General features: G+C 46.0%; 19 protein-coding genes. 17 read left to right on the plus strand and 2 right to left on the minus strand.

What is annotated here, in order from left to right:
* From AX677_RS08900 to AX677_RS01000, 14 genes are all read left to right on the plus strand, one after another.
* Window positions 1-860, plus strand: an 860-nt coding sequence (locus tag AX677_RS08900) for an LPXTG cell wall anchor domain-containing protein (RefSeq protein WP_156445971.1), incomplete at its 5' end; no start/stop codon positions are given.
* A 336-nt stretch (window positions 861-1,196) separates the two neighbouring features.
* Window positions 1,197-4,421, plus strand: a complete 3,225-nt coding sequence (locus AX677_RS00940; protein WP_060975833.1) for an SP_1767 family glycosyltransferase — start codon at window positions 1,197-1,199, stop codon at window positions 4,419-4,421.
* A gap of 16 nt (window positions 4,422-4,437) precedes the next feature.
* A complete protein-coding gene (locus tag AX677_RS00945; protein ID WP_060975834.1) occupies window positions 4,438-5,442 on the plus strand; it encodes a sugar transferase in 1,005 nt (334 codons plus the stop codon).
* Window positions 5,443-5,474: 32 nt separating this feature from the next.
* Window positions 5,475-6,698 carry an accessory Sec system protein translocase subunit SecY2 gene (gene secY2 / locus AX677_RS00950; protein WP_060975835.1) on the plus strand — a complete coding sequence of 408 codons (1,224 nt, stop codon included), beginning with the start codon at window positions 5,475-5,477 and terminating at the stop codon, window positions 6,696-6,698.
* Between the two features lie 8 nt (window positions 6,699-6,706).
* Complete coding sequence (gene asp1 / locus AX677_RS00955; protein ID WP_060975836.1) at window positions 6,707-8,287, plus strand: accessory Sec system protein Asp1; 1,581 nt, start codon at window positions 6,707-6,709, stop codon at window positions 8,285-8,287.
* On the plus strand, window positions 8,277-9,806 hold the full coding sequence (asp2, locus tag AX677_RS00960) for an accessory Sec system protein Asp2 (protein ID WP_060975837.1): 1,530 nt from the start codon (window positions 8,277-8,279) through the stop codon (window positions 9,804-9,806). Before asp1 ends, asp2 begins: the two co-directional genes overlap by 11 nt.
* The gene (gene asp3 / locus AX677_RS00965) at window positions 9,803-10,282 is read left to right on the plus strand and encodes an accessory Sec system protein Asp3 (protein WP_060975838.1); all 480 of its coding nucleotides are present in this window, start codon (window positions 9,803-9,805) and stop codon (window positions 10,280-10,282) included. The genes asp2 and asp3 overlap by 4 nt, the downstream gene beginning before the upstream one ends.
* Window positions 10,275-12,656 (plus strand): accessory Sec system translocase SecA2, encoded by a 2,382-nt coding sequence (gene secA2, locus AX677_RS00970; protein WP_060975839.1) that lies wholly within the window; start codon window positions 10,275-10,277, stop codon window positions 12,654-12,656. Before asp3 ends, secA2 begins: the two co-directional genes overlap by 8 nt.
* A gap of 12 nt (window positions 12,657-12,668) precedes the next feature.
* Window positions 12,669-14,189, plus strand: a complete 1,521-nt coding sequence (gene gtfA, locus AX677_RS00975; RefSeq protein WP_060975840.1) for an accessory Sec system glycosyltransferase GtfA — start codon at window positions 12,669-12,671, stop codon at window positions 14,187-14,189.
* Complete coding sequence (gene gtfB, locus AX677_RS00980; RefSeq protein WP_060975841.1) at window positions 14,173-15,525, plus strand: accessory Sec system glycosylation chaperone GtfB; 1,353 nt, start codon at window positions 14,173-14,175, stop codon at window positions 15,523-15,525. Before gtfA ends, gtfB begins: the two co-directional genes overlap by 17 nt.
* Window positions 15,518-15,700, plus strand: a complete 183-nt coding sequence (asp4, locus tag AX677_RS00985) for an accessory secretory system protein Asp4 (RefSeq protein ID WP_002897858.1) — start codon at window positions 15,518-15,520, stop codon at window positions 15,698-15,700. The genes gtfB and asp4 overlap by 8 nt, the downstream gene beginning before the upstream one ends.
* Before the next feature lies 1 nt (window position 15,701).
* Complete coding sequence (locus tag AX677_RS00990; protein WP_048774456.1) at window positions 15,702-15,923, plus strand: accessory secretory protein Asp5; 222 nt, start codon at window positions 15,702-15,704, stop codon at window positions 15,921-15,923.
* Between the two features lie 173 nt (window positions 15,924-16,096).
* Window positions 16,097-16,477: a CidA/LrgA family protein gene (locus tag AX677_RS00995; RefSeq protein ID WP_060975842.1), complete on the plus strand. Its 381-nt coding sequence runs from the start codon at window positions 16,097-16,099 to the stop codon at window positions 16,475-16,477.
* Entirely contained in the window at window positions 16,470-17,165 is a 696-nt protein-coding gene (locus tag AX677_RS01000) for an LrgB family protein (RefSeq protein WP_002910116.1), read from the plus strand. Before AX677_RS00995 ends, AX677_RS01000 begins: the two co-directional genes overlap by 8 nt.
* 42 nt (window positions 17,166-17,207) lie before the next feature.
* Here AX677_RS01000 and AX677_RS01005 read toward each other — a convergent pair whose 3' ends face one another.
* Window positions 17,208-18,047, minus strand: a complete 840-nt coding sequence (locus AX677_RS01005; RefSeq protein ID WP_060975843.1) for a hypothetical protein — start codon at window positions 18,045-18,047, stop codon at window positions 17,208-17,210.
* Between the two features lie 14 nt (window positions 18,048-18,061).
* A complete protein-coding gene (locus AX677_RS01010) occupies window positions 18,062-18,769 on the minus strand; it encodes an ABC transporter ATP-binding protein (protein ID WP_002900663.1) in 708 nt (235 codons plus the stop codon).
* Between the two features lie 180 nt (window positions 18,770-18,949).
* On the opposite strand from AX677_RS01010, the gene AX677_RS01015 reads away from it, so the two are divergent.
* The 3 genes from AX677_RS01015 (at window position 18,950) to pyk (ending at window position 24,717) form a co-directional block, all read left to right on the plus strand.
* Entirely contained in the window at window positions 18,950-22,060 is a 3,111-nt protein-coding gene (locus AX677_RS01015; RefSeq protein ID WP_060976043.1) for a DNA polymerase III subunit alpha, read from the plus strand.
* 84 nt (window positions 22,061-22,144) lie between these two features.
* A complete protein-coding gene (pfkA, locus tag AX677_RS01020) occupies window positions 22,145-23,155 on the plus strand; it encodes a 6-phosphofructokinase (protein WP_060975844.1) in 1,011 nt (336 codons plus the stop codon).
* A gap of 56 nt (window positions 23,156-23,211) precedes the next feature.
* Window positions 23,212-24,717, plus strand: coding sequence for a pyruvate kinase (pyk, locus tag AX677_RS01025; RefSeq protein WP_060975845.1), 1,506 nt, complete (start codon window positions 23,212-23,214; stop codon window positions 24,715-24,717).
* Window positions 24,718-24,890: the final 173 nt, after the last annotated feature.

Raw genomic sequence — 24,890 nt, forward strand, 5'->3', positions numbered from 1 at the left:
GCGAATCCGCTTCGACCAGCGCATCCGTGAGTGCAAGCACATCTGCCTCAACGAGCGCATCTGTAAGCGCCAGTGAATCAGCCTCGACAAGTGCGTCGGTATCAGCCAGCACATCCGCCTCAACAAGTTCGTCGGTAAGCGCCAGTGAATCAGCCTCAACAAGTGCATCAGTAAGTGCAAGTACATCTGCCTCAACAAGTTCGTCGGTATCAGCCAGCACATCCGCCTCAACAAGTTCGTCGGTATCAGCCAGCACATCTGCCTCAACGAGTGAATCTGCCTCAACAAGTGCGTCTGTAAGTGCCAGCGAATCCGCTTCGACAAGTGCGTCTGTAAGTGCCAGCGAGTCCGCCTCAGCGAGCGCGTCTGTATCAGCGAGCGAGTCCGCTTCGACAAGTGCGTCAGTGAGTGCCAGCACATCGGCCTTAACAAGTGCGTCGGTATCAGCCAGCACATCTGCCTCAACGAATGCATCCGTAAGCGCCAGTGAATCTGCCTCGACAAGTTCGTCAGTCAGCGCTAGCATGTCTGCGTCTACTAGCGCGTCAGTAAGTGCTAGCGAGTCCGCCTCAGCGAGTGCGTCTATAAGTGACTCTCAATCGACATCATTAAGCGCTAGTGTCTCAGTCTTTCATAGTCAGTCTGTATCAGCAAGTCTTTCTACGAGTCTGTTGGCTAGTCAGAGCACATCAGAAAGTCAGTCCGCTTCTGAAAGACAGTCTGAGCTGGATCTGATTTCCAGAGGTCTTTTACCTCAGACAGGGGAAACGGAGAGCAAAGCTTCCATCCTAGCTTTAGGCTTAGGAGCATTGAGCTTGAGCTTCAAGAAACGTAAAAAGAAAAGTGACTCTGAGAAGTAGTGTCAAGTAGAACTAATTAGTTTATATTTAGGCTGTTAAAAGTTCGCTTAGTTGGTAAGCTGTAGAAGTACTGAATGGAGCAAGATATGAGGAAATAACTTGATTTTCTCTAGTGTTTGTTAAAATTCTAGACACCGTACTAGTAAAAATAAACTGAGAAAAAATTGAAACAGGAAGTTTTGACAACTTCCTGTTTTTTGACAATTTTGTGAGAAAAAAATTTTTTATTGAATAAGAGAAGACTAGCTAATCTAGATTTTTAAGGTAATATTTTATATAATATCAAGTATAGAAATGATGTTTTAGAGTTTATGAAATGAAAGAGTAAGGGAAGAAATGAAAACGATTGTTTTGGTTGGTGATCAGGCCTATCAGGAGCAAGTTTCGACTACAATTAAGTCGATTTTGTATTACAATAAAAATGTAAAAATCTATGTTTTCAATCAAGGATTGAGTGACGAATGGTTTCGTGATTTTAATGAGCTGGCCGAGCAGCTGGACAGTGAATTGGTCAATATCAGCTTGGACCAAGTGACTATCAGTCCAGAGTGGCTGACTCAGGACCATATCAGCTCAGCTACCTATGCTCGCTATTTTATTCCACAGTTTGTTGCTGAGGGGCGAGTCCTTTATCTGGATAGCGATCTGGTGGTCAATAGAGATTTGCAGCCTTTATTTGATATTTCTCTAGAAGGCAAGCTTGTGGCTGCGGTTGGAGATGCCGGAGATTATGGCTTTAATGCTGGCGTTCTGCTAATTGATAATCGAGCTTGGAAAGAAAGGCAGCTGCAGGAAACCTTTATCAAGGAAACGGACCGCATCATGGGCTTGGTCCAGTCTGGCCATATGGAGGCTTTTAACGGTGATCAGACGGTTTTAAATCATGTGCTGGCTCAGGACTGGCTGCCCTTGGATAAGATTTACAATCTGCAGGTAGGTCATGACTTGGAGGCCTTTTACAGCGGCTGGAATGGCCATTTTGAGCTGGATCAGGAACCTCTGATTATCCACTATACCACCTTTCGTAAGCCTTGGAATTCGAAGATCAGCTATCGCTACCGCCAGCTATGGTGGGACTTTCAGGCCTTGAGCTTGGCGGAGATTTCAGCCCATCATCGGGGAGAGTTTGAGATGCCGGACCGTTGGGAGAAGGCAGCTCTGAACTGCATGCTCCTGACAGATGTGCAAGAGTTAGAGCAGATTGAGTTTTTAGCTCAGTCTCTGCCTAGCGTTCATTTTTATATAGCCTGTTACACAGATATGGGAGATTATCTGCGCTCTTTGGATCGCTATGAAAATATCCATCTCTATCCGCAGGTTATTCATGCAGTGCTGGATGAGCTCATTGATAAGTGCCAGGTCTATTTGGATATTCACCATGGAAGCGAGCACTATCAGCTGAGCAGTCGTTTCAAGGCACTTGGCAAGCCAGTTCTGGCTTTTGACAATACTAAGAAAAATGAAAACGAAGAACTGGTCTATCCCCATGAGCCCCCTCAGGAGATGGTGAGAAAGCTGCGCAGTCTGATGAAAAAAGAGAAGCCGCAAGCCTTTCGGGCTGTGGTGCTGGCGGCTAATGCTGCCTATAGTGAGCAGGTCTTAACCACCATTAAGTCCATCGTCTGCCACAATCGCTTTATCAAGTTTTATGTCATCAACAGTGATTTTCCGACAGAGTGGTTTGTCAGTATGCGGAAAAAGCTGGCCAAGCTAGACTGCCAAATCGTCAATGCTCGAGTGTCTGCTTCGCTAGTGTCAAATTTTAAAACGGATATTAGTTATACTGTTTTCCTGCGCTATTTTGTAGCGGATTTTGTCGAGGAAGACAAGGCTTTGTATTTGGATTGCGATATCGTTGTAACGCGGGATTTAAGCTCCTTATTTGAAACAGAACTTGGAGATGCACCACTTGCTGCGGTCAAGGATCTGGGTGGGCAAGTGTATTTTCATCAGCATATCTTTAATGCTGGGTTCTTATTAATCAATAATGCCCTTTGGAAGCGAGAAAATATTCGCCAACGTTTGATTGAACTGACCAATGAATGGCATGACAAGGTACCGTCTGGTGACCAAAGCATTCTCAATATGCTCTTTGAAAACCGCTGGATGGAGCTGCCTTTTGCTTATAACTGCATTACGCTGCACACGACCTTTTCGGACTATGAGCCAGAAAAAGGTCTCTATCCGCCTGTGATTCACTATCTGACCGAGCGAAAGCCTTGGAAAGAGTATACCCAGTCCATCTATCGTGAGGTCTGGTGGTTCTATCAGGGACTGGATTGGTCGGATATGCAGGAGCCAGTCGGAGCCCTGACTCAAAAGATGGTGGAAGGTGAAGATGGCCCAAGCCTGTCCTGCCTGGTCTACACCTACTCTTGTGACCTGATGCATATCAACTATCTGATTCAAGCCCTGCCTGTCTGTCATTTCTACATCGCTGCACCGGTAGTGGTAGCAGAGCCAATCACGCGTCTGCTCCAGTATCCTAATGTCAGCGTCAGTTCAGATATAGCGGGCATTCCGGCTCTCTTGGAGTCGCTGGAAGCCAAGTCTCAGCTGCTGCTGGATATCAATGCTGGTGATGAGGTCGGGGATATTATTGCCCGCTTTAAGTCTGCTGGCAAGCCGGTCTTTGCCTTTGATAGTACAGTCCATGGCCAGCAGGGGCAGGAAGTCTTTCCAGCTGATAACCCTGAAGTCATGGTGCAGGCTATTGAGAAGCTAAGATTGGCCGAGCCTGAGGAGCGGCAGATTTCTGTACTCTCTATCGACCAATCGCTGGATTATCTCTTGGAGAAAGGTGCTTCAGTGGTTCGTTTTGGAGATGGGGAGATGGATTTGGTTGCGGGCCGTAGTATCGTCTATCAGGAATACGATCCAGAACTGTCAGCGCGCTTGAGAGAGATGATGTCTATGGAAAGCAATGAGCGTTTGATGATTTGTCTGCCCGATGTCTTTACAGGGCTAGAGCGCTATTCCATCGATGCCCAGAATTTCTGGAGTCTAAATCATTTGCCACATTTTCTTGAGAAATATAAAAATATTTGCCGAGCACCTTGGTATGGATCGACCTTTATTTCCCGTCCTTATATTGACTTGGAAGATAAGACACCGTCTGCGGGCTATTTTGCAAAGCTCAAGCAGCTATGGAAGGACAAGGACCTCTTGATCGTAGAGGGCTTGACTTCTCGCTCTGGTGTGGGCAATGACCTCTTTGACGGGGCTAAATCCATCAAGCGGATTATCTGTCCTTCGCGCAATGCTTACAGCAAGCTGGAGGCGATTAAGCAGGCTGTTCGAGAGCATGCGGATAATCGTCTGATTTTGACCATGCTGGGTCCGACGGCCAAGGTCTTGGTCTATGATCTGGTTCAGGAAGGTTATCGAGCGCTGGATATTGGGCATATTGACTCAGAGTATGAATGGTTCCAGATGGGAGCTAGCCACAAGGTCAAGCTGTCGCACAAGCATACGGCTGAGCACAACTTTGATCAGGATATTGAGTTTAGAGACGACCAAGCTTATGACAGTCAGATTATTGCCAATCTGGCTCAGGAATGAAGATTAGAAAAAGAATATGAAAGTTAATATTACCAATCTATACGGTATGTCTGGCCAGAGTACGGCCTTGATTGCCCAGAATGATGTGACCAAGCTAGCCAAGCAGCTGGGCTTCAATGAACTGAGTTTTTATTTTTACGATATTTACAGCGATAGCCAGTCGGAGCTCAGTCGTCGTCTGGACGGTATCATGGCTAGTGTGGGCTATGGCGATGTGGTTATCTATCAGTCGCCGACTTGGAATGGCCGGGAGTTTGACCAGGCCTTTATCAGCAAACTGAAGATTTTGCAGGCTAAGCTGATTACCTTTATCCATGATGTGCCGCCGCTGATGTTCCCGTCAAACTACTATCTGATGCCGGAGTATATCGATATGTACAATCAGTCAGATGTAGTCATCGTTCCTTCTGAGCAGATGCGGGACAAACTTCTAGCAGAGGGGCTGACTGTGGACAAGATTTTGGTCCAGCGCATGTGGGATCATCCCTATGATCTGCCCCTGCACCAGCCTCAGTTTGCACCTAAGCTGTATTTTGCCGGAAGTGTGGAGCGTTTTCCACATCTGATTAATTGGTCTTATGCTACGCCTCTGGAGATTTTTTCGCCTGAGGAAGAGTCAAATCCAGAGGCCAATGTCAGCTATCGCGGCTGGGTCAGCCGGCCAGAGTTGCTCTTGGAGCTGTCCAAGGGTGGTCTGGGTCTGGTCTGGGGGGTTGAGGAAAATTCAGCAGACGAGCCGGAATACTATGGTCTCAATATCTCTCATAAGTCTGCCACTTATCTGGCAGCTGGGATTCCGGTCATCGTCCCTTCTTACCTGTCCAATGCAGAGCTGATTCGCGAGCGCGGTCTGGGCTTTGTCGTAGACAGTCTGGAAGAGGCCAGTCGGATCGTAGAAGGTCTGAGTCAAGAGGAGTATCAGGCTATGGTCGAGCGGGTTAGAAAGTTCTCTTTCCTGCTCAAGGAAGGTTATTTTAGCAAGAAAGTCTTAGTAGATGCGGTGATGGAAGTCTTATCTTAGAGCCTTTCCAGCCATCGTCATGAGGAGTCAGTGTGAAGTCATTTTTTAAACCAGTCATTATCAAGAAGTTTCTATGGACCTTATTTTTCTTATTTATCTATGTCTTGGGAACCAAGCTGACCCTGCCCTTCATCGATATGAGTAGGGCAGCTGCCATGGACGGGACCTCTACGACCTTGAACTATGCGACAGCTCTGATGGGTGGGAATCTGCGCAGTATGTCGCTCTTTTCTGTCGGCCTGTCTCCTTGGATGTCCTCTATGCTGATCTGGCAGATGTTTGCTGTGTCCAAGCGCCTAGGCTTGAGTAAGCTCCCTCTGGAAGTGCAGGAAAGGCGGCGGATGCTGCTGACCTTGGTCATTGCCTTGATACAGTCTGTGGCACTGGTCCTAAACTTGCCACTGCAAGAAGCAGGTGGGGTGGATATGACTACGATTATGGTCTTAGATACCTTGGTCTTGATGGCTGGGACCTACTTTCTCATCTGGATGACGGATTTGAATGCTGCCATGGGACTTGGCGGCTCCATCATGATTGTCATGGCCAGTATGATTGCCTACATTCCGCAGGATATTTGGAACTCTATTCAGGAGCTGAAGATTTCTTCACTTTGGCTGGTCTTGATGCTAGTTTTCAGTCTAGTCTTTCTCTATCTGGCTGTTACAGTTGAACGGTCTAAGTACCGAATTCCAGTCAATAAGATTAATATCCATAACCGTTTCAAGAAATACTCTTATCTGGATATTCGTCTGAATCCTGCTGGTGGGATGCCGATTATGTACGCTATGACCTTGGTCAGCGTTCCCCAGTATTTCCTTTTGATTATCCACTTTATCCAGCCGAACAATCAGCTGATTGATCAGTGGATAGAAGCGCTGTCTATGGGAAGTCCAGCTTGGTTTATCCTATATCTGCTGACCATTTTCATCCTGGCGCTGGCCTTCGCCTTTATCAATATCAGTGGCGACCAGATTGCTGAGCGGATGCAGAAGAGTGGAGAGTATATTGAAAATGTTTATCCGGGAGGAGCAACCCGTCGCTATATCAATGGTTTGGTGACCTATTTTGCACTAGTGGGTGCTTTCTATCTGATCCTGATTTCTGGTCTGCCTATGATGGTGGTCCTTCTGGACATTCGCTATCTGCGGCTCAGTATGATTCCGGGGATTTTTATGATTTTTATCGGGATGGTCTTTTCTATTAAGGACGAGGTGGATGCCTTGACGCTTAATGACCGTTATCGTACATTGTTGTAGGAGAAACTATGTATTATTTTATTCCTTCATGGAGTGGCAGTGGGGATCGGGTTTGGCACCGGGATATTGTCCCTTGGTACCGCTCTATGCAGCGATTGGAGTTTGATGACTCGATTCATCAGATTCGGATTTTTCAAAGTGAAAATTTGCCAGTCCAGCTGCTTTTGCCAGCCTATATGCCGCATGCCCGTTACCTCTTGCATCGGCAGGATATTTTTGAGACGGACTATTACTCGGTCTTTGATGAGATTCAGGGAATCCAGTCTAAAGAAATGCAAGTACTGCAAATCAAGGATCTGGACTGGGAACCAGACTGTGAGTTTGTCTATACGCCCTTTCTAATCATGGTCCGCAGGCAGGGACAGCTCTATGCCCATGTCGAGTTTGGAGTAGAAGGCTTTATCAGCTTTATCAAGTTTTTCAAGGATGACCAGCTGGACAAGTTTTATATCTTTGATGATCGGGGCTTTGTCTCCAGTATCACCTATTATGAAGAGGGGCAGCCCCTTTATCAGGACTACCTGCAGCCGGATGGTGACTGGCGGATTCGTGAGCATCTCAAGCCTGACGACAGTCGGATAGAGGTCAATCCTGCTTACTTACTGGACTTTGATAAGCTGGAGTATGAGCGGATGCCGGACTTGATCTTGGAGAAATTGGGCCACTATATCGAGCGCAATGCAGGAGCGGACAGCCGGTTCGTCCTGGCAGCGCATCCCTTATACACTCAAGCCATTTTGCGCTTATTGCCCAAGAATGTTCAAATCATTCTTAGCTTTTTCTACGAGCGCAATCATACAGTGGATTGGCCAGCTTTAGAAGCAGATTTGCAGCAGGCGGATTTAGTCTTAACTGACCGTATGGATTTCAAGAAGTCTATTCACCGCTACCTGCCTGGGCAGGCTCAGAAGGTGCATTACCTGTCACCTTTTGATACCCGTCTGCAGCTGGGCAAGAGCCAACGCCGTCGTGAATCCAAGATTTTTTATCAGATTAATCTGGAAGAAGGGCTTAATGACTATGCCATCTTCAAGGTTCTCCACTATGTGGCCAAGCATCCGGATACGGAGCTGACTATCGGTGTTTACAATGCTTGGCAGGAAGGAATCCAAAAGGTGGAGACCAAGGTACAGGAGATTATTGATGAGTATCTGAATCAATATGAATTTGTCAAGAATTACCGCCGCAGTGAGCAGGCTGAGAATGCCCTGCTGGAAAATCAGGAGCAGGATCTCCGTTTCACCATTAAAAATATCACAGACGAGCTCAGCTTGATTCAGGAGCTGGATGATACACGGTTAATCATTGACCTGAGTGAGCAGCCCAATCTCTATACACAGATTGCTGGGATTTCTGCTGGGATTCCGCAGATCAATCTGGTGGGCTCGGACTATGTGACCCATCTGCAAAATGGCTATATCTTGGATTCTATCTCTGATGTTCCGACTGCTGCAGACTATTACTTGGAAGGTTTGAAAAATTGGAACCAGGCCCTGATTTATTCTATTGAAAAAATCCATCATAATACTGGTCTGGAGCTGATTGGCCGGTGGGAGCAGTGGCTCAAGGAGGCTGAGAATGCAAAATAAGCTGAAAATCTTACAGATTGGCTCAAGCGACTGGAGCAAGGAGCTTGCCATTCCAGACAATATGGCCTGGTATTATTTCTTTCCCAACTCCAATCTAGCTATCAAAAAGGTCATGGAGATGGATAAGATTGGCAAGTTTGATGCGATTCTGGTGGACGACCTGCGTCGGATTCCAGATTTGTTTATGATTGAGGCCAAGATTATCCCTTATACAGTTTTCTATGATCGGGAACAGGAAACCCAGGAAGCGGATATTGAGTACTTCCTCAAGCGTCACTGCGCTCAGCCAACGGATATGAGCGATCGAGCTGATCTCATCCGCAAGCTGTCTAAGGCTCTCTTTTCCGGCCAGTATGGGGATAAGATGACCCCGCTTGATATGGTGGTCAGTCCCGGATTTCGGGGCAAGATTTGCTACAATGGCTATGAAAATCTGGAGCTGGAAGGTGACTTTGGTCAGGACTTTCAGCCAATCCTGTCTTGGAAATACAATATTATTGCCAATAAGTTCAATCCAGTTGAACTCTGGCTTGAATATGAAAAGTCCGGCAGCTGTGAGCTGCGGCTGCGCCTCTATAATATCCAGGAAGGCTCGACTGCAGATATTGCTCGCGAGACTATTTTCACAGAAGAGGACATGCGGGAATCCATGGTTCTGGACAATGACTTTACTTCCTATCTGGGTGTCAGTCTGGAGGCTAGAGGCGAGGGGCGGATTCAGGTCGGGGCTCTGCATCAGCGCTTAACCCGCTATGAGTTTGGCAAGTATGTCCTGGGTGGAAAGATTCTCCGCGACAGCCACCGTCAGGAGATTAATTACTTCTTTTATCCGGGAGATTTGAAGCCGCCCTTGGCTGTTTATTTTTCTGGTTACCGTCGGGCGGAAGGCTTCGAGGGCTTCGGAATGATGCGGAGTCTGGGCTGTCCTTTTCTCTTGTTTTCTGATCCGCGCGTGGATGGCGGTATGTTCTATCTGGGCAGTCAGGAGCTGGAGAGCAGTATTCATAAGATTATCCAAGAGCATTTGGACTTTCTGGGCTTTACTGAGCGGGATCTAATCCTGTCGGGGATGTCAATGGGGACCTATGGTGCGGTTTATTACGGTTCGGAGTTTCGTCCGCGAGCCATCGTTTTGTCCAAACCCTTGGGAAATCTAGGGACTATTGCCCAACGTGGTCGTTTACGCCTGCCTAAGGTCTTTCCGACGGCTCTAGATGTCCTTCACCGTCACACGGGTGGCAAAGACAAGGAGCATGTAGAGGAGCTGAATCGCCGCTACTGGCGTAAGTTTGAGAAGGCTGATTTCAGCCGGACGACTTTTGGTATCGCCTACATGAAGGAAGAAGACTATGATCCGACGGCCTATGAGGACCTGGTAGCGGCTCTTCATCTTACCGAAGCTAAGCTGATTAGCAGAGGTGTCCCTGGACGGCATAATGACGACTTAGCTGTGTCTGTGTCTTGGTTTATGAATTATTATCGAATGATATTGGAAAAGGAATTTGGGAGAAAGAAATGAACATTCAAAAAAGAAAGGGCATATACTGGGGAGAACTGAGAGGAGTTTCGGCAGCTGGTAAAATGACTGACTTTACCTATCTTTATGGCACTACCCTTATTATTCATTCCCCTTCACATATTTTTTTTGAAAATAAACTGATGGCCTCCGGCCAGACCATCCATGAATGGTCTTCCAAATGGAACTATCAGCGAGACCGGCAGGTGCCTGCTCTCCCCTTGCTCAAAAAGGGGGCTCGCTATTGCCTGTCTAGAGATATGACCACCTATCCTGAATCCAGCGTCTTTCTGAAAATCATCTTTTTTGACCGTTATGAGAAAGAAATCAGCAATCAAGTGGAGCGCTCGGAGAGTATGATCTTTACCTACCCAAAGGAAGCCTATAGCTATAAGGTTCAGCTGCTGAGTGCAGGAGTTGAGTCCTTAGAGTTTCATTGCCTAAACATTGACCAAATCATAGAGGAGTCTGATGATTAAAAATCATTTTCAAATTCAGCGCTTAAAGAAAATCTTAGCCAAAGTCAAGAGCTTTGAGTCAGAAATGGCTGGCTTGTCAGACGCTGATCTGCGAAAGAAAACACAGGAATTTAAGGAGAGACTGACCGCAGGTGAGACTTTAGACGACCTGCTGCCGGAGGCTTATGCTGTGGTGCGGGAAGCGGACAAGCGGGTGCTGGGTATGTTCCCCTACGATGTTCAGGTCATGGGAGCGATTGTTCTCCATGAGGGCAATGTCGCTGAGATGGCTACAGGGGAGGGCAAGACTCTGACGGCTACCATGCCGCTCTATCTTAATGCCTTATCTGGTCAAGGAGCTATGCTGGTGACCACCAATACCTATCTGGCTCTGCGGGACGCTCAGGAAATGGGGCAGGTCTATCGTTTTCTGGGGCTGACTATTGAGGCTGCAGTGGTAGCTGATGGGTCTGGAAATTTGACGCCCAAGCAGAAGCGGCTGATTTACCAGGCGGATATTGTCTATACGACCAATAGTGCCTTGGGCTTTGACTATCTGATTGAAAATCTAGCAGAGAATAAGGATAGCCAATACCTTAGCCCTTTCAACTATGTCATCATAGACGAGATTGACTCCATTCTCTTGGATAGCGCTCAGGTGCCTTTGGTTATCTCTGGTGCTCCTCGGGTTCAGTCAAACTTCTATAGTATCATGGATACCTTCATTACGACTTTGAAAGAAGACGAGGATTATCACTACGATGATGAGAAGAATGAAGTCTGGCTGACGTCGAAAGGTATTTTAGCGGCGGAGTCTTTTCTTGATTTGGAGCATCTTTTCTCCAAGGAAAATCAAGAGTTGGTCCGCCACCTCAATCTAGCTCTGCGGGCCCACAAGCTCTACAAGAAGGACAAGGACTATGTTGTCCACCAGGGTGACAAAGAAGCTGAAGTCGTACTTTTAGACCGTTCAACGGGCCGTCTACTGGAAATGACCCGGCTTCAGGGAGGCCAGCACCAGGCCATTGAGGCCAAGGAGCATGTCAAGCTGACGGAGGAAACGCGTGCCATGGCATCCATCACTTATCAGAATCTCTTCCGGCTCTTCCGGAAAATCTCTGGTATGACTGGGACCGGCAAGGTGGCGGAGAGCGAGTTTATGGAAACTTACTCCATGTCTGTCATCAAGATCCCGACCAACCAGCCAGTGATTCGACAGGATTTGCCAGACCAGCTTTATCAGACCCTGCCAGAAAAAGTCTTTGCTTCATTGGACGAGGTCAAGCACTACCATGCCCAAGGCAATCCGCTCTTGATTTTCACCGGCTCAGTGGAGATGTCAGAGATTTACTCATCCCTACTGCTGAGAGAAGGAATCGCCCACAATCTGCTCAATGCCAACAATGCGGCGCGTGAGGCGCAAATCATCGCTGAGTCTGGACAGAAAGGTGCGGTGACGGTGGCTACATCCATGGCCGGCCGCGGTACGGATATAAAGCTGGGACCGGGTGTCGCAGATTTGGGTGGTCTTGTGGTGATTGGTACTGAGCGGATGGAGAACCAACGGATTGACCTACAGATTCGTGGCCGTTCAGGCCGCCAAGGTGATCCGGGGATTAGTAAGTTTTTCATCTCGCTAGAGGATGATCTGCTCAGGAAGTGGGGGCCAGATTGGCTCAAGAAGTTCTACAAGGACTACTCAACTGAAGAAGTTCAGCAGCATCCAGTCCAGCTGGGACAGCGCCGCTTTAGACGCTTAGTAGCTAAGGCCCAGAGAGCCAGCGAAAGCAGTGCCAAGATGTCCCGTCGGATGACGCTGGAATATGCCCAGTGTATGAAGATTCAGCGGGAGATTACCTATGCTGAGCGCAATCGTCTGATTCAAGCTGAAGAGCGGATTGATGAAGAAATCAGCCGTGTCCTCAGTCAGGTCATTCATCAGGCGGCCTATGAGCAGTCCTATGAGACGCGAGCTGACCTCTATCGCTTTATTTTAGACCATTTCAGCTATCATGCTGAGCGTATTCCTTATGATTTCGATATTTATTCGCCGGAGAAAATTACAGAGCTCTTGCAGGATATTGCCGAGCAGGAATTGCAGGCAAAGAAAGCCTATCTCAAGTCTGATAAGCTCTTTACCCATTTTCAGCGGGTCTCTGTTCTCAAGGCTATTGATGAGAACTGGGTCGAGCAGGTGGACTATCTGCAGCAGCTCAAGACAGCCTTGAGCGGTCAGCATTTCTCTATGAAAAATCCTCTGGTAGAATACTACCAAGAGGCTTACGATGGATTTGAATATATGAAGGAGCGCATGAAACAGCAGATTGTCAAGAATCTTTTGATGAGTGAATTGGCACTCAACCCTAAAGGAGAAGTCATCATGTACTTCCCGTAAGACGAGGAGAATATGACAGTATATAACATCAACTTAGGCATCGGCTGGGCCAGCAGCGGTGTAGAGTATGCCCAAGCTTATCGAGCTCAGCTTCTGCGCAGGATCCAGCAGCCGGCTAAGTTTATCTTTATGGATATGATTTTAGCGGATAATATCCAGCATCTGACGGAAAATATTGGTTTTCTGGATGAGGAAGTTATCTGGCTTTATAATTACTTTACTGATATCAAGATTGCACCGACGACGGTGACGCTGGATCAGGTGCTGGCTCAAGTCGCAGGTCAGCCGGAACGCTCGGAGAGAGAGGGCAAGATTGTCCGCTATTTCTATCCGCAGGATGATCATTTTATCACTTGCTATCTGCGACATGAAGATCAGGACTTTGTGGAGCATGTGGAGTATGTCTCGCGGGGGAGATTGATTCGCAAGGATTATTTCTCCTATGTCCGCTATGCCAGCGAGTACTTTGCACCCCATAATGACGCTGCAACCCTCTACCAGCGCCGTTTTTACCATGAAGACGGCAGTGTGGCTTATGACATGCTGATAGAGGATGGTCAGGAAGAGCTCTATCGCTTTCCAGATCGGATTTTTTATTCCAAGTCTGAGCTGATCCGCTATTTTCTCCAATGTTTGCAGCTGCAGTCAGATGATGTGGTTATCTTGGATAGGGAGACAGGAATTGGTCAGGTTGTCTTTGAGGAGAGCCAGAAGGCTAAGCTGGGAGTAGTGGTCCATGCCGAGCATTTCAGTGAAAATGCCAGCAGCGATGACTACATTCTCTGGAACAATTTCTATGACTACCAGTTTACTAATGCTGACAAGGTGGACTTTTTCATCGTGGCAACAGAGGCTCAGAAAACGATTCTAGAGCAGCAGTTCCAGCATTACTCGAACAAGCAGCCTAAGATTGTCACCATACCGGTGGGGAGTCTGGACCAGCTGACTTATCCCAAAGAGCCTCGCAAGCCTTACTCCATGATCACGGCTTCGCGTCTTGCTACGGAAAAGCATATCGATTGGCTAGTGGCAGCTACTGTCCAAGCCCATGCCCAGCTGCCTGAGCTGACTCTGGATATTTACGGTAAGGGGGGCGAAGAGGAGAAGCTGCGCCGCAGGATTGAGGAAGCAGGAGCTCAGGACTACATTCGACTCAAAGGGCATTCAGATTTAAGTCAGATTTATGCAGGCTATGAGCTTTATCTGACGGCTTCAACCAGCGAAGGCTTTGGTTTGACTCTTATGGAAGCAGTTGGCTCCGGTCTGCCCCTCATCGGATTTGATGTCCGCTATGGCAATCAGACTTTTATCGATGATGGTAAAAATGGCTATCTGCTGCCGGTCAGTTCCAATCAGGTCGAGGATCAGATTATTGCTGCTTTTGTGGAGAAAATAGTAGCTCTCTTTAGTCAAGGGCGCCAGCAGGAGATGAGCCAACACTCTTATCAAGCGGCCGAGAATTATTTGACCAGCCGGGTTGAAGCGGCTTGGTCCCAGCTTTTAAAGGAGGACAGAGATGATTCAGCTCTTTGATTATTATAATCAGGAAACCCAGGATCTGCATGATTCCCTCCTTGCAGCTGGCTATGACTGTCCGACCATTGTCATTGAGGCCAATGGCTTTCTGCCGGACGACATGATCTCCCCCTATACTTATTTTTTGGGAGATGAAGAGGGAGTAGACCACCCGCTCTTTTTCAATCAAGTGCCAGTGCCCCCTTTCTGGGAAATCACAGGAGACCATCAGTCGGCACGTGTCAGTGACATGGGGGAAGAAAGAGCACGGATTCATTATGCCAGTCAGGCCAGGGGCCGGCTGGTCAAGCAGGTGGATTGGCTGGATAAAAAAGGCCAGCTGCGACTGAGTGAGCGTTATAATAAGCAAGGCCGTTGCTTTGCCAAAAAAGCCTATAAATCAGGCCAGGAGGCTTTCAACACAACCTATTACAGCACTGATGGTCAGGAGCGTATCGTGGAAAATCACGCCACCGGTGACATTATCCTGACCCTGGACCAAGAGCCCTTGCGGATTTTTAAAAGCCGAGTGGATTTTATCCGTTTCTTTTTAGAGCGGCTAGACTTTGACTTGGATCACATTCTCTTTAATTCGCTGGCTTATTCTTTCCTAGTTTCCCACAGCTTGACAGGCCGAGCTGGCCAGGATATTCTCTTTTGGCAGGAGCCTCTGTATGAAGAGCTTCCTGGCAATATGCAGCTGATTCTGGAAAATAGTCAGCTGCGGGCACAGACTATTGTCATTCCAGACTTAGCGACTTATGAAAAGGCCATGAGTCTGGCTGCAGCTGACCAGCAGCAGAAGTTCCTGCATCTGGGCTATCATTATGATTTCAAGCGGGATAACTACCTACGAAAAGATGCCTTAATCCTGACCCATTCGGATCAGATTGAAGGCTTAGAGACCTTGGTTCAGTCCCTGCCGCAGCTAGTCTTTCGCATTGCTGCCCTTACGGAAATGTCACCTAAGCTCTTGTCTATGCTGTTTTATAAGAACGTTGTCCTTTATCAAAATGCCAGTCTCAAGCAGATTGAGCAGCTCTACTTGGAATCAGACATTTATCTGGATATCAATCACGGCGGTCAGGTCCTGCAGGCAGTGCGCAAGGCTTTTGAGAACAATCTCTTGATTCTAGGCTTTGAGCAGACCCTGCATGACAGGCACTACATTGCCCGAGAGCATATTTTTGACAGCAGCCAGCCAGCTCAACTGGCATCAACTTTGGAAGAAGCCTTATCTGGTGTTGAGCAGATGCGGTCAGCCTTGCAAGCTCAAGGCCGACATGCCAATGATGTACCCGTCAGTCTTTATCAGGAGACTCTCCAAAGCTTATTAGGAGGTCAGCATGGCTAAAAAAGATTTATTTCATAAGGATATTGAGGGGCGGTTAGATGAGCTCAAGCATGGCAAGCCTAAGAAAGAGAAGGCCAGCTTGGGAGAAAATCTCAACAAGGCTTTTGTCATCGCCTTGGGCTTGATGATCTTGATTGGCTTGATTTTTACATTGATTGGAGCCTTGAGGAAATAAAATGCAAACAATATTGATTACACTTACCATTGTAGCAGCCCTTGTCTTGATTTTGCTGGTTAGTCTTCTTCCCAGAGAAAACCAGCAATTTTACAGAGACACCAATACATCAATCGGCAAGTCAGGCTACTGGGAAACCCACCTCGCAAAGAAAATCCTCGTTCTTTTAGCAAGCCTTGCCTTGATTGTGCTCATGATTTTCTTTATGATTCAATCCATCTAGTATCTGTTTAGGAAGTTACTCAGACGACTGCTAAATAAGAAAGACCCTCTATTGCAGATAATGGAGGGAATTTTTATAAGCAAATTTTTTATGTAAAGGTTTTAATTTCTGAAAGCACCTTGATATTTTTCTGAAAAGGAGTAAACTGGATATACAAGTGATGGAGGTTTGGTATGAAATTATACGTTCAGTTGATGATTATTTTTATGATTTCCCTCGTTGGAGAAGGAATTTCAAGTGTTTTCCACCTGCCTGTTCCGGGCAGTATCATTGGTTTGGTCTTGCTGTTTTTGGCTCTGCAGTTCAAGCTCCTACGCCTGCGTCATATCAGTATGGTTGGCAATTTTCTCTTGGCAAATATGACCATCCTTTTTCTGCCTCCTGCGGTTGGTATCATGGATAAATTTCAGGTCATTGCGCCTTATCTGCTGCCAATTATTTTGATTGTTTTAGGAGCGATTGTGCTTAATGTCTGCGTGATTGCAGTTGCGGTGCAGCTGATTAAGACTCGTTTTGAAGGAGATTATGAGGAAGGAGACGCCAGCAATGTCTGATTTATGGAGCAACCCTCTCTTTGGCCTTGCCTTGTCTATTTTGGCCTATCTTTGTGGGCTATTGATTTTTCGGAGATTTCCTCATCCTTTGACAACACCGTTGTTGATTGCAGCAGTTTTGGTTATTGCCTTTTTAAAATTAACCGGTATTTCCTACAAGGATTATTATGTCGGCGGCTCCTATTTAAACAACCTGATTGTGCCATCTACGGTTGCTTTGGGAATTCCGCTTTACAAGACTTTTCATTTGATGAAGCACCATGCGCGCAGTATTTTGATTGGAACCTTTGCGGCGGTTGTAGTCAATACCAGCTTCACTGCTCTGCTGGCTAAGTTTTTCGGAATGGACTTCTTTCTGGCTGTTTCTCTTTTTCCGAAATCTGTCACAACGGCCATGGCTGTCGGTATCACAGACAAGCTGCAAGGACTTGCTACAGTGACATTAGTGGTGGTGGTTGCGACGGGCATTCTGACCAGTGTCTTAGGGCCAACGCTTCTTAAGCTCTTAAAAATCACAGACCCGGTAGCTATCGGTCTAGCTTTAGGGGGAACCGGCCATGCGGTAGGAACGGGAACTGCCTTTAAATACGGCCAAGTCGCCGGAGCTATGGCAGGACTTGCGATTGGCGTGACCGGCCTCATGTACGTTCTGGTCAGCCCCATCGTGGCAGCCATTATTTTGAAGTAAAAATAAACAAGGTTGAAACGTTTTGTTTCAACCTTGTGTTGCTTATTGAAGATTTAGTTTGTTTTTTACGATGGTATGGATTGTAAAATAGAAACCGAAAATTTTGACCAGTTCGAAGATGATTCGGATAACCAGTGAAAAATCCAGTACCTGTCTAAGATTTGTATAGAAGTTATCATAACTATAATCATACAGATTTAGGAAGTTTGTTGCGGAATATGGAGTAGGCAGGAATATAGATAAGACCGTCAAAACAGTCCAAATCAAAAATCCAAAGAGTACAGCCATCATAATCCGATTTTTCTTAAAGAGCTGCCCAATAGATATGACCAAATAAAAGAAGAGAATGCCAGAGATAATTTGTAAAAGATTAAGGAATCCATATTTGATAAGCCAGATCCAGATATCTGGTATGTAACTAAGGTAACTAAACAGTTCTCCTAAGGAATGACCCGCGATAGGTAGGGCGATTCCAAAAATTAGGAGACTGCCAACAAACATGGTTAGTGTACACAAGAGACTCCATAAAATTGCTGAGAGGAGCTTGGATAGGAGAATCTGATGTGGTGTGACCGGAAGAGTCCAAGTCAGATAGCCTTCACGTCCAAATACATTTTTATAAAAACGCCGGATAATAATGATAGTATTAGACAGAAAGACAGCGCAGGCTGCTGAAAATATCAGTAAGAAGAGCAAGTAGAAAAAAACTAGAAATCCTAAAGTAGACGATGGATAATCACTCAGAAAATTCAGCTGTTCAGGTTTCAGAACACTGCCGGCAAATATCCCCATGACAATCGAGAGACTTAAGAAGATTGCAAAAGTGATACAGTACCATTTGTAATTAGACTTAAAATCGTATTTAAATAATTTTCCAAACATATAATGAAGCCCTCCTAATAAAAGCGAAACTGGCTGCGGAAGAGATTATCAATGGATTGATTGTACTGTTGACGCAGCTGATTAGCATTTTCATGCAAAAAGATCTGACCTTGGTTAATCAGGATTACTTCATCCAAGATTGGCTCGATATCTGCGATCAAGTGGGTGGAAATGATGACAGAAGACTGAGGTGTGCGGTTTTGAATGATGGTCTGCAGGATATAGTCACGAGCAGCCGGATCAACACCACCGATAGGTTCGTCTAGGATATACAGTTCCGCATGGCGGCTCATGACCAAAATGAGCTGCATTTTTTCTTTATTTCCTTTTGAAAGGCTTCCGATGCGTGCTTGAGGATCGATATGGAGATCCTTTAGAAGCTGCATGGCTTTCGCGCTGTCAAAATTATCATAAAAATCTTGGAAATATTTTACAGCTTCGATTACTTTGGAGCTGTCGCTTAGGTATGTCGTATCTGGTAGATAGGAAACGATTCTTTTGGTATCAGGAGAAGGTTTGACGCCTTTGAGATAAATATGACCAGAGGTCGGCTGCAAGAGACCATTGATAAGCTTGATAATAGTTGTCTTGCCGCTTCCATTAGGACCTAGAAGTCCGATAATTCTGCCAGGTTGGATGTTTAAGCTCACATCATACAGGGCGGGTGCGTCGCCATAATTTTTATGGACATGGTCAAGATAGACCAGAGGATACTGATTCATACATGTCTCCTTTGTTTTCTTCAATTTACAATTATTATACCTTTTCCTTAGGAAAATGGCAAAGAAAGCCGGAAAGGGTGAATGGAATCATTCTGTTCAGTCAAACTCCTATTTCCCTCATTCAGTGAATTGCGGTATAATAGTTATAAGAAGAAGCAAAGCATGTTCAAGGAGAAAAATGTGGTGATACAACTTGATACCAAGACTGTTTACAGTTTTATGGATAGCTTGATCCCGATAAAGAAATATGTGCAGAAAGCCAAGGACTTAGGATACAGTCATCTGGGCATGATGGATGTGGACAATCTCTATGGAGCCTATCATTTCTTAGAGGAAGCCGAATCTGCGGGACTGCAGCCGCTTTTAGGATTGGATCTGAGTCTGATCAAGGCAGAGAAGGAGCTTCATCTCCGTCTGCTGGCCTTGGACAGTCAGGGCTATCGCAATCTGATGAAAGTCTCGACTCTCAAGATGATGGGACAAAAAAATTGGGAAGATTTCCAGCATCTCTTTAAGGGCTTGGCTGTGATTGTTCCTGCTTTTGACGGAGTAGCAGATCTGGATTTGGGGTTGGATTTTTATGTTGGTGTCTTTCCAGCAACGCCTAAGCAGGAGTTCGGTCGGCCAACCCTGCCCCTGCATACCGTCCGATATTTTGACACGGGGGATTTGGAAACCTTGCAGATGCTCCGGGCTATTCGAGAAAATGCCAGCCTGCGGGAGATTGGCAGCCTTCCCAATCATGAGTTTTTGCTGGCACCAGATGCTCTGGCAGGAGCTTTTAAGGAAACTTTCCCAGAGAGTCTGGCTAATCTTGAGAAGCTAGTCCGTCATGTTCACTATGATATCAATAGGGAGCTGAAACTGCCCCGCTTTAATCGGGAGCGGCCAGCCGTGGAAGAGTTGCGGGAGCGCTCCGAAGCTGGCTTAAAAAAACGCGGTTTAACAGGTAAACTTTATCAGGAACGGCTGGACCAGGAGCTGGCTGTCATTCATCAGATGGGCTTTGATGATTATTTTCTCATTGTCTGGGATTTGCTGCGCTTTGGTCGCAGTCAGGGCTACTATATGGGCATGGGCCGAGGATCTGCTGTCGGTAGTCTGGTGGCCTATGCTTTGGAGATTACTGGGATTGACCCAGTCAAGAACAACCTGCTCTTTGAACGCTTTCTAAATCTAGAGCGCTATACCATGCCCGATATTGATATCGATATTCCTGATGTTTACCGGCCAGAGTTTATCCGCTATGTTCGTGACCGCTATGGCAGCATGCATGCGGCTCAGATTGTAACCTACTCGACTTTCGGAGCCAAGCAGGCCATTCGCGATGTTTTCAAGCGTTTCGGTCTGCCAGAGTATGAGCTAACCAATATCACCAAGAAAATCCGCTTCGGTGATAGTCTGACCTCTGCTTATGAGAAAAATATGGGCTTTCGTCAGATTATCAACAGTAAGCTAGAATATCAAAAGGCCTTTGATATTGCTAAAAAAATTGAAGGTCATCCCCGTCAGACTTCTATCCATGCAGCCGGCGTTGTGATGAGTGACAATGACCTGACAGACCAGATACCGCTCAAATACGGTGAGGACATGTATATCACTCAATATGATGCCCACGGTGTGGAGAGCAACGGTCTGCTCAAGATGGACTTTCTGGGCTTGCGCAATCTGACCTTTGTCCAGCGGATGAAAGAAGCAACCCTGAAAAAATATGAGGTAGATATTAAGATTGCAGAGATTGACTTGGCGGATGCAGACACTCTGAAACTCTTTGCGGCTGGTCAGACCAAGGGGATTTTCCAGTTTGAGCAGCCGGGTGCTATCAGCCTGCTCAAGCGGATTCAGCCGATTTGCTTTGAGGAAGTAGTGGCCACAACCTCTCTCAACCGTCCTGGAGCCAGCGATTATATTGACAATTTTGTCAAGAGAAAGCATGGACTGGAGCAGGTGGCGCTGATTGATGATAGTTTGGCTGATATTCTAGCTCCGACTTACGGTATCATGCTCTACCAAGAGCAGGTTATGCAGGTGGCCCAGCGTTTTGGTGGCTTTAGTCTGGGGAAAGCCGATATTTTACGAAGAGCAATGGGTAAGAAGAGTGCTGCTGAAATGCATCGCATGCAGGAGGACTTTGTTGCAGGTGCTCTCAAGCTAGGGCATTCGGAATCCAAAGCCAAGGAAGTCTTTGCTATTATGGAGAAGTTTGCTGGTTATGGCTTTAACCGCAGCCACGCCTATGCCTACTCAGCTCTGGCCTTTCAGTTGGCTTACTTCAAGGCTCACTATCCAGATGTTTTCTTTGATGTCATGCTTAATTATTCTAGCAGCGACTATATCACCGATGCCTTGAGTTTTGACTTTGAGACAGCGCCCCTCAGTATCAACAATATCCCCTACCATGATAAGTTTCAGGATAAGAAGATTTTTTTGGGTCTGAAAAATATCAAAGGCCTGCCTAGGGATTTGGCTTACTGGATTATCGAAGAGCGACAAAATGCCACCTTTACTGGGGTGGAAGACTTTATTCTGCGCCTGCCTCAGAATTACCATAAGATTCCACTGCTGACTCCTCTGATCCAGCTGGGGCTCTTTGACAGTTTTGAGAAAAATCGCCAAAAAATTCTAGCCAACCTGCCTAATCTATTTGTATTTGCGGATGAGCTGGGCAGCCTCTTCGCGGATACGACCTACTCTTGGACAGAGGCTCAGGATTTCAGCGATGCCGAAAAGTTTGAGCTGGAACAGAGCATTATCGGTGTGGGGCTTAGCGATCACCCCTTGGTTAAACTGGCCAAAGAAGCAGATCAGCCCTTTAGCTGGATTAGTGAGTTGACAGAAAATAGCAGAGCTAGGATTTTAGCTCAAGTCCAGACTGTCAAAACTATTCGGACTAAAAAGGGCGAGAACATGGCCTTCTTGCAGGTTTCAGATACGAAGAAAAAACTGGATGTTACCCTCTTTCCTGATACTTATAGACAGCTGGGTGAACGTATTAAGGAAAAGGGCATTTACTACTTGACTGGCAAGGTGCAGGAACGGGATGGCCGTTTACAGCTGGTCTTGTCAGATATAGAAGAAGCCACTACAGAACGCTTCTGGATAAAACTTGCTGGACATGAACATGATCGGGAAATATCTCAGATTTTGCAGAAATACCCCGGTAATATTCCGGTTGTCCTGCGCTATGAAGATGAGAAGCGCACCATGTCTGCACCGCATTTTCGAGTGGAGAAATCGGAGCAGCTGCAAGAGGAATTGAAGAATTATACTATGAAAACGATTTTTCGTTAAAAAATATGGAAAATAAGAGAATTTTCATGATGATTGTGGTATAATCTATAAGAATGTTAAAAAGAAAAAGGAGCAAAAAGCGAAATGAAACGTATTGCTGTTTTGACTAGTGGTGGTGATGCCCCTGGTATGAATGCTGCCATCCGTGCGGTTGTTCGTAAAGCAATTTCCGAAGGAATGGAAGTTTACGGTATTTATGATGGTTACGCTGGAATGGTAGCTGGCGAGATTTACCCACTTGATGCAACATCAGTTGGTGACATTATTTCTCGCGGTGGAACTTTCCTTCACTCTGCTCGTTACCCTGAGTTTGCCCAAGTTGAAGGGCAGCTGAAAGGAATTGAGCAGCTTAAAAAACATGGAATCGAAGGTGTCGTTGTTATCGGTGGTGATGGATCTTACCACGGTGCGATGCGTCTGACAGAGCACGGCTTCCCCGCTGTTGGTGTTCCAGGAACCATTGATAATGATATCGTCGGAACAGACTTCACTATCGGTTTTGATACTGCTGTTACTACAGCTATGGATGCGATTGACAAGATTCGGGATACCTCATCCAGTCACCGCCGTACTTTCGTTATCGAAGTAATGGGTCGTAATGCTGGTGATATTGCTCTTTGGGCAGGTATTGCATCTGGTGCGGACGAAATCATCGTTCCTGAAGAAGGTTTCAAGATCGAAGAAGTTGTTGAAAGCATTAAGAATGGCTATGCCAAGGGTAAGAAGCACAACATCATCGTCTTGGCTGAGGGTGTCATGTCAGCGGATGAATTCGCTGAGAAGCTAAAAGAAGCTGGTGATATGAGCGACTTACGTGTCACAGAGCTCGGACATATCCAGCGTGGGGGCTCACCGACTGCGCGTGACCGTGTTCTTGCATCTCGTATGGGAGCACATGCTGTTAAACTGCTTAAAGCAGGTATCGGCGGAGTTGCTGTTGGAATCCGCAATGAGCAGATGGTTGAAAGCCCAATTCTGGGAACTGCTGAAGAAGGAGCACTCTTTAGCTTGACTGCTGAAGGCAAGATTGTTGTCAATAATCCGCACAAGGCTGATCTGGACTTGGCTGATTTGAACCGCAGCATCAATATTTAATTATTATTTGTTATTCAGGCCAAGAGGCCAAATAGAAGAAGGAGTTTCATACAATCATGAATAAACGTGTAAAAATCGTTGCAACATTAGGTCCTGCGGTAGAAATCCGCGGCGGTAAAAAATTCGGTGATGACGGATATTGGGGAGAAAAGCTGGATGTTGAAGCATCAGCTCAAAACATTGCTAAGTTGATTGAAGCTGGCGCAAACACATTCCGTTTCAACTTCTCACACGGTGACCATGCTGAGCAAGGAGAGCGCATGGCAACTGTTAAGCGTGCAGAAGAAATTGCCGGTCAAAAAGTTGGTTTCCTTCTTGATACAAAAGGACCAGAAATTCGTACAGAATTGTTCGAAGGCGATGCAAAAGAGTATTCATACAAGACTGGTGAAAAAATCCGTGTTGCTACTAAGCAAAGTATCAAATCTACTCGTGAAGTCATTGCTTTGAACGTTGCTGGTGGATTGGACATTTACGATGATGTTGAAGTTGGCCGTCAAGTATTGGTTGACGATGGTAAACTTGGTCTTCGTGTTGTCGCAAAAGACGATGCTACTCGTGAATTTGAAGTAGAAGTTGAAAATGACGGTATCATTGCTAAGCAAAAAGGTGTGAACATTCCTAACACTAAGATTCCTTTCCCAGCACTTGCTGAGCGTGACAATGACGATATCCGCTTTGGTCTTGAGCAAGGAATCAACTTCATCGCGATTTCATTTGTACGTACTGCAAAAGACGTCAACGAAGTTCGTGCAATCTGTGAAGAAACTGGTAATGGACACGTTCAACTGTTCGCGAAAATCGAAAACCAACAAGGTATCGATAACTTGGACGAAATCATTGAAGCTGCTGACGGTATCATGATTGCCCGTGGTGACATGGGTATCGAAGTACCATTTGAAATGGTTCCAGTTTACCAAAAAATGATCATCACTAAGGTAAATGCAGCTGGTAAAGTGGTTATCACAGCAACTAACATGCTTGAAACCATGACAGAAAAACCACGTGCAACTCGTTCAGAAGTATCAGACGTATTTAATGCTGTTATCGATGGAACTGACGCAACTATGCTTTCAGGTGAGTCTGCAAATGGTAAATACCCACTTGAGTCAGTAACAACAATGGCGACTATCGATAAGAACGCTCAAACCCTTCTTAACGAATATGGTCGTTTGACAACTGATAACTTTGAGCGCAACTCTAAGACTGAAGTTATGGCTTCAGCAGTTAAAGATGCTACAAACTCAATGGATATCAAGTTGGTAGTTACCCTTACTAAAACAGGTCACACAGCTCGCTTGATTTCTAAATACCGTCCAAACGCTGATATCTTGGCTATCACTTTTGACGAATTGACTCAACGCGGTCTTATGCTGAACTGGGGTGTTATTCCAGTGACTACTGAAACTCCATCTAATACAGACGATATGTTTGAAATCGCTGAAAAGATTGCAGTTGAGCAAGGTTTGGTTGAATCTGGTGATGATATCGTTATCGTTGCTGGTGTGCCGCTTGGTGAAGCAGTTCGTACCAACACAATGCGTATCCGTACAGTACGTTAATCTAAGATAATAAGAAGAACCGTTGATTGAAAAATCATCGGTTTTTTCTCTTGTCGAAGTGACGACCATTATCTTGTGTGGGAAGAAGGAGACATCAGCGTTTTGATTTTTGAAATAAGATCGTCCCTTTGTCTATTTTATCTAAAAATGATATAATGGTATAAAAGAGATGA

The organism is Streptococcus sp. CCH8-C6, assembly GCF_001557225.1.
In the GTDB taxonomy this organism is placed as follows: domain Bacteria; phylum Bacillota; class Bacilli; order Lactobacillales; family Streptococcaceae; genus Streptococcus; species Streptococcus sanguinis_C.

What these genes read in the sequence shown, in the direction of transcription:
- AX677_RS00940 (WP_060975833.1), top strand. Translation starts at nt 1,197, where the DNA reads ATGAAAACGATTGTTTTGGTTGGTGATCAGGCCTATCAGGAGCAAGTT.
- AX677_RS00945 (WP_060975834.1), top strand. Translation starts at nt 4,438, where the DNA reads ATGAAAGTTAATATTACCAATCTATACGGTATGTCTGGCCAGAGTACG.
- asp1 (WP_060975836.1), top strand. Translation starts at nt 6,707, where the DNA reads ATGTATTATTTTATTCCTTCATGGAGTGGCAGTGGGGATCGGGTTTGG.
- asp2 (WP_060975837.1), top strand. Translation starts at nt 8,277, where the DNA reads ATGCAAAATAAGCTGAAAATCTTACAGATTGGCTCAAGCGACTGGAGC.
- asp3 (WP_060975838.1), top strand. Translation starts at nt 9,803, where the DNA reads ATGAACATTCAAAAAAGAAAGGGCATATACTGGGGAGAACTGAGAGGA.
- secA2 (WP_060975839.1), top strand. Translation starts at nt 10,275, where the DNA reads ATGATTAAAAATCATTTTCAAATTCAGCGCTTAAAGAAAATCTTAGCC.
- gtfA (WP_060975840.1), top strand. Translation starts at nt 12,669, where the DNA reads ATGACAGTATATAACATCAACTTAGGCATCGGCTGGGCCAGCAGCGGT.
- gtfB (WP_060975841.1), top strand. Translation starts at nt 14,173, where the DNA reads ATGATTCAGCTCTTTGATTATTATAATCAGGAAACCCAGGATCTGCAT.
- asp4 (WP_002897858.1), top strand. Translation starts at nt 15,518, where the DNA reads ATGGCTAAAAAAGATTTATTTCATAAGGATATTGAGGGGCGGTTAGAT.
- AX677_RS00990 (WP_048774456.1), top strand. Translation starts at nt 15,702, where the DNA reads ATGCAAACAATATTGATTACACTTACCATTGTAGCAGCCCTTGTCTTG.
- AX677_RS00995 (WP_060975842.1), top strand. Translation starts at nt 16,097, where the DNA reads ATGAAATTATACGTTCAGTTGATGATTATTTTTATGATTTCCCTCGTT.
- AX677_RS01000 (WP_002910116.1), top strand. Translation starts at nt 16,470, where the DNA reads ATGTCTGATTTATGGAGCAACCCTCTCTTTGGCCTTGCCTTGTCTATT.
- AX677_RS01005 (WP_060975843.1), bottom strand. Translation starts at nt 18,047, where the DNA reads ATGTTTGGAAAATTATTTAAATACGATTTTAAGTCTAATTACAAATGG.
- AX677_RS01010 (WP_002900663.1), bottom strand. Translation starts at nt 18,769, where the DNA reads ATGAATCAGTATCCTCTGGTCTATCTTGACCATGTCCATAAAAATTAT.
- pfkA (WP_060975844.1), top strand. Translation starts at nt 22,145, where the DNA reads ATGAAACGTATTGCTGTTTTGACTAGTGGTGGTGATGCCCCTGGTATG.
- pyk (WP_060975845.1), top strand. Translation starts at nt 23,212, where the DNA reads ATGAATAAACGTGTAAAAATCGTTGCAACATTAGGTCCTGCGGTAGAA.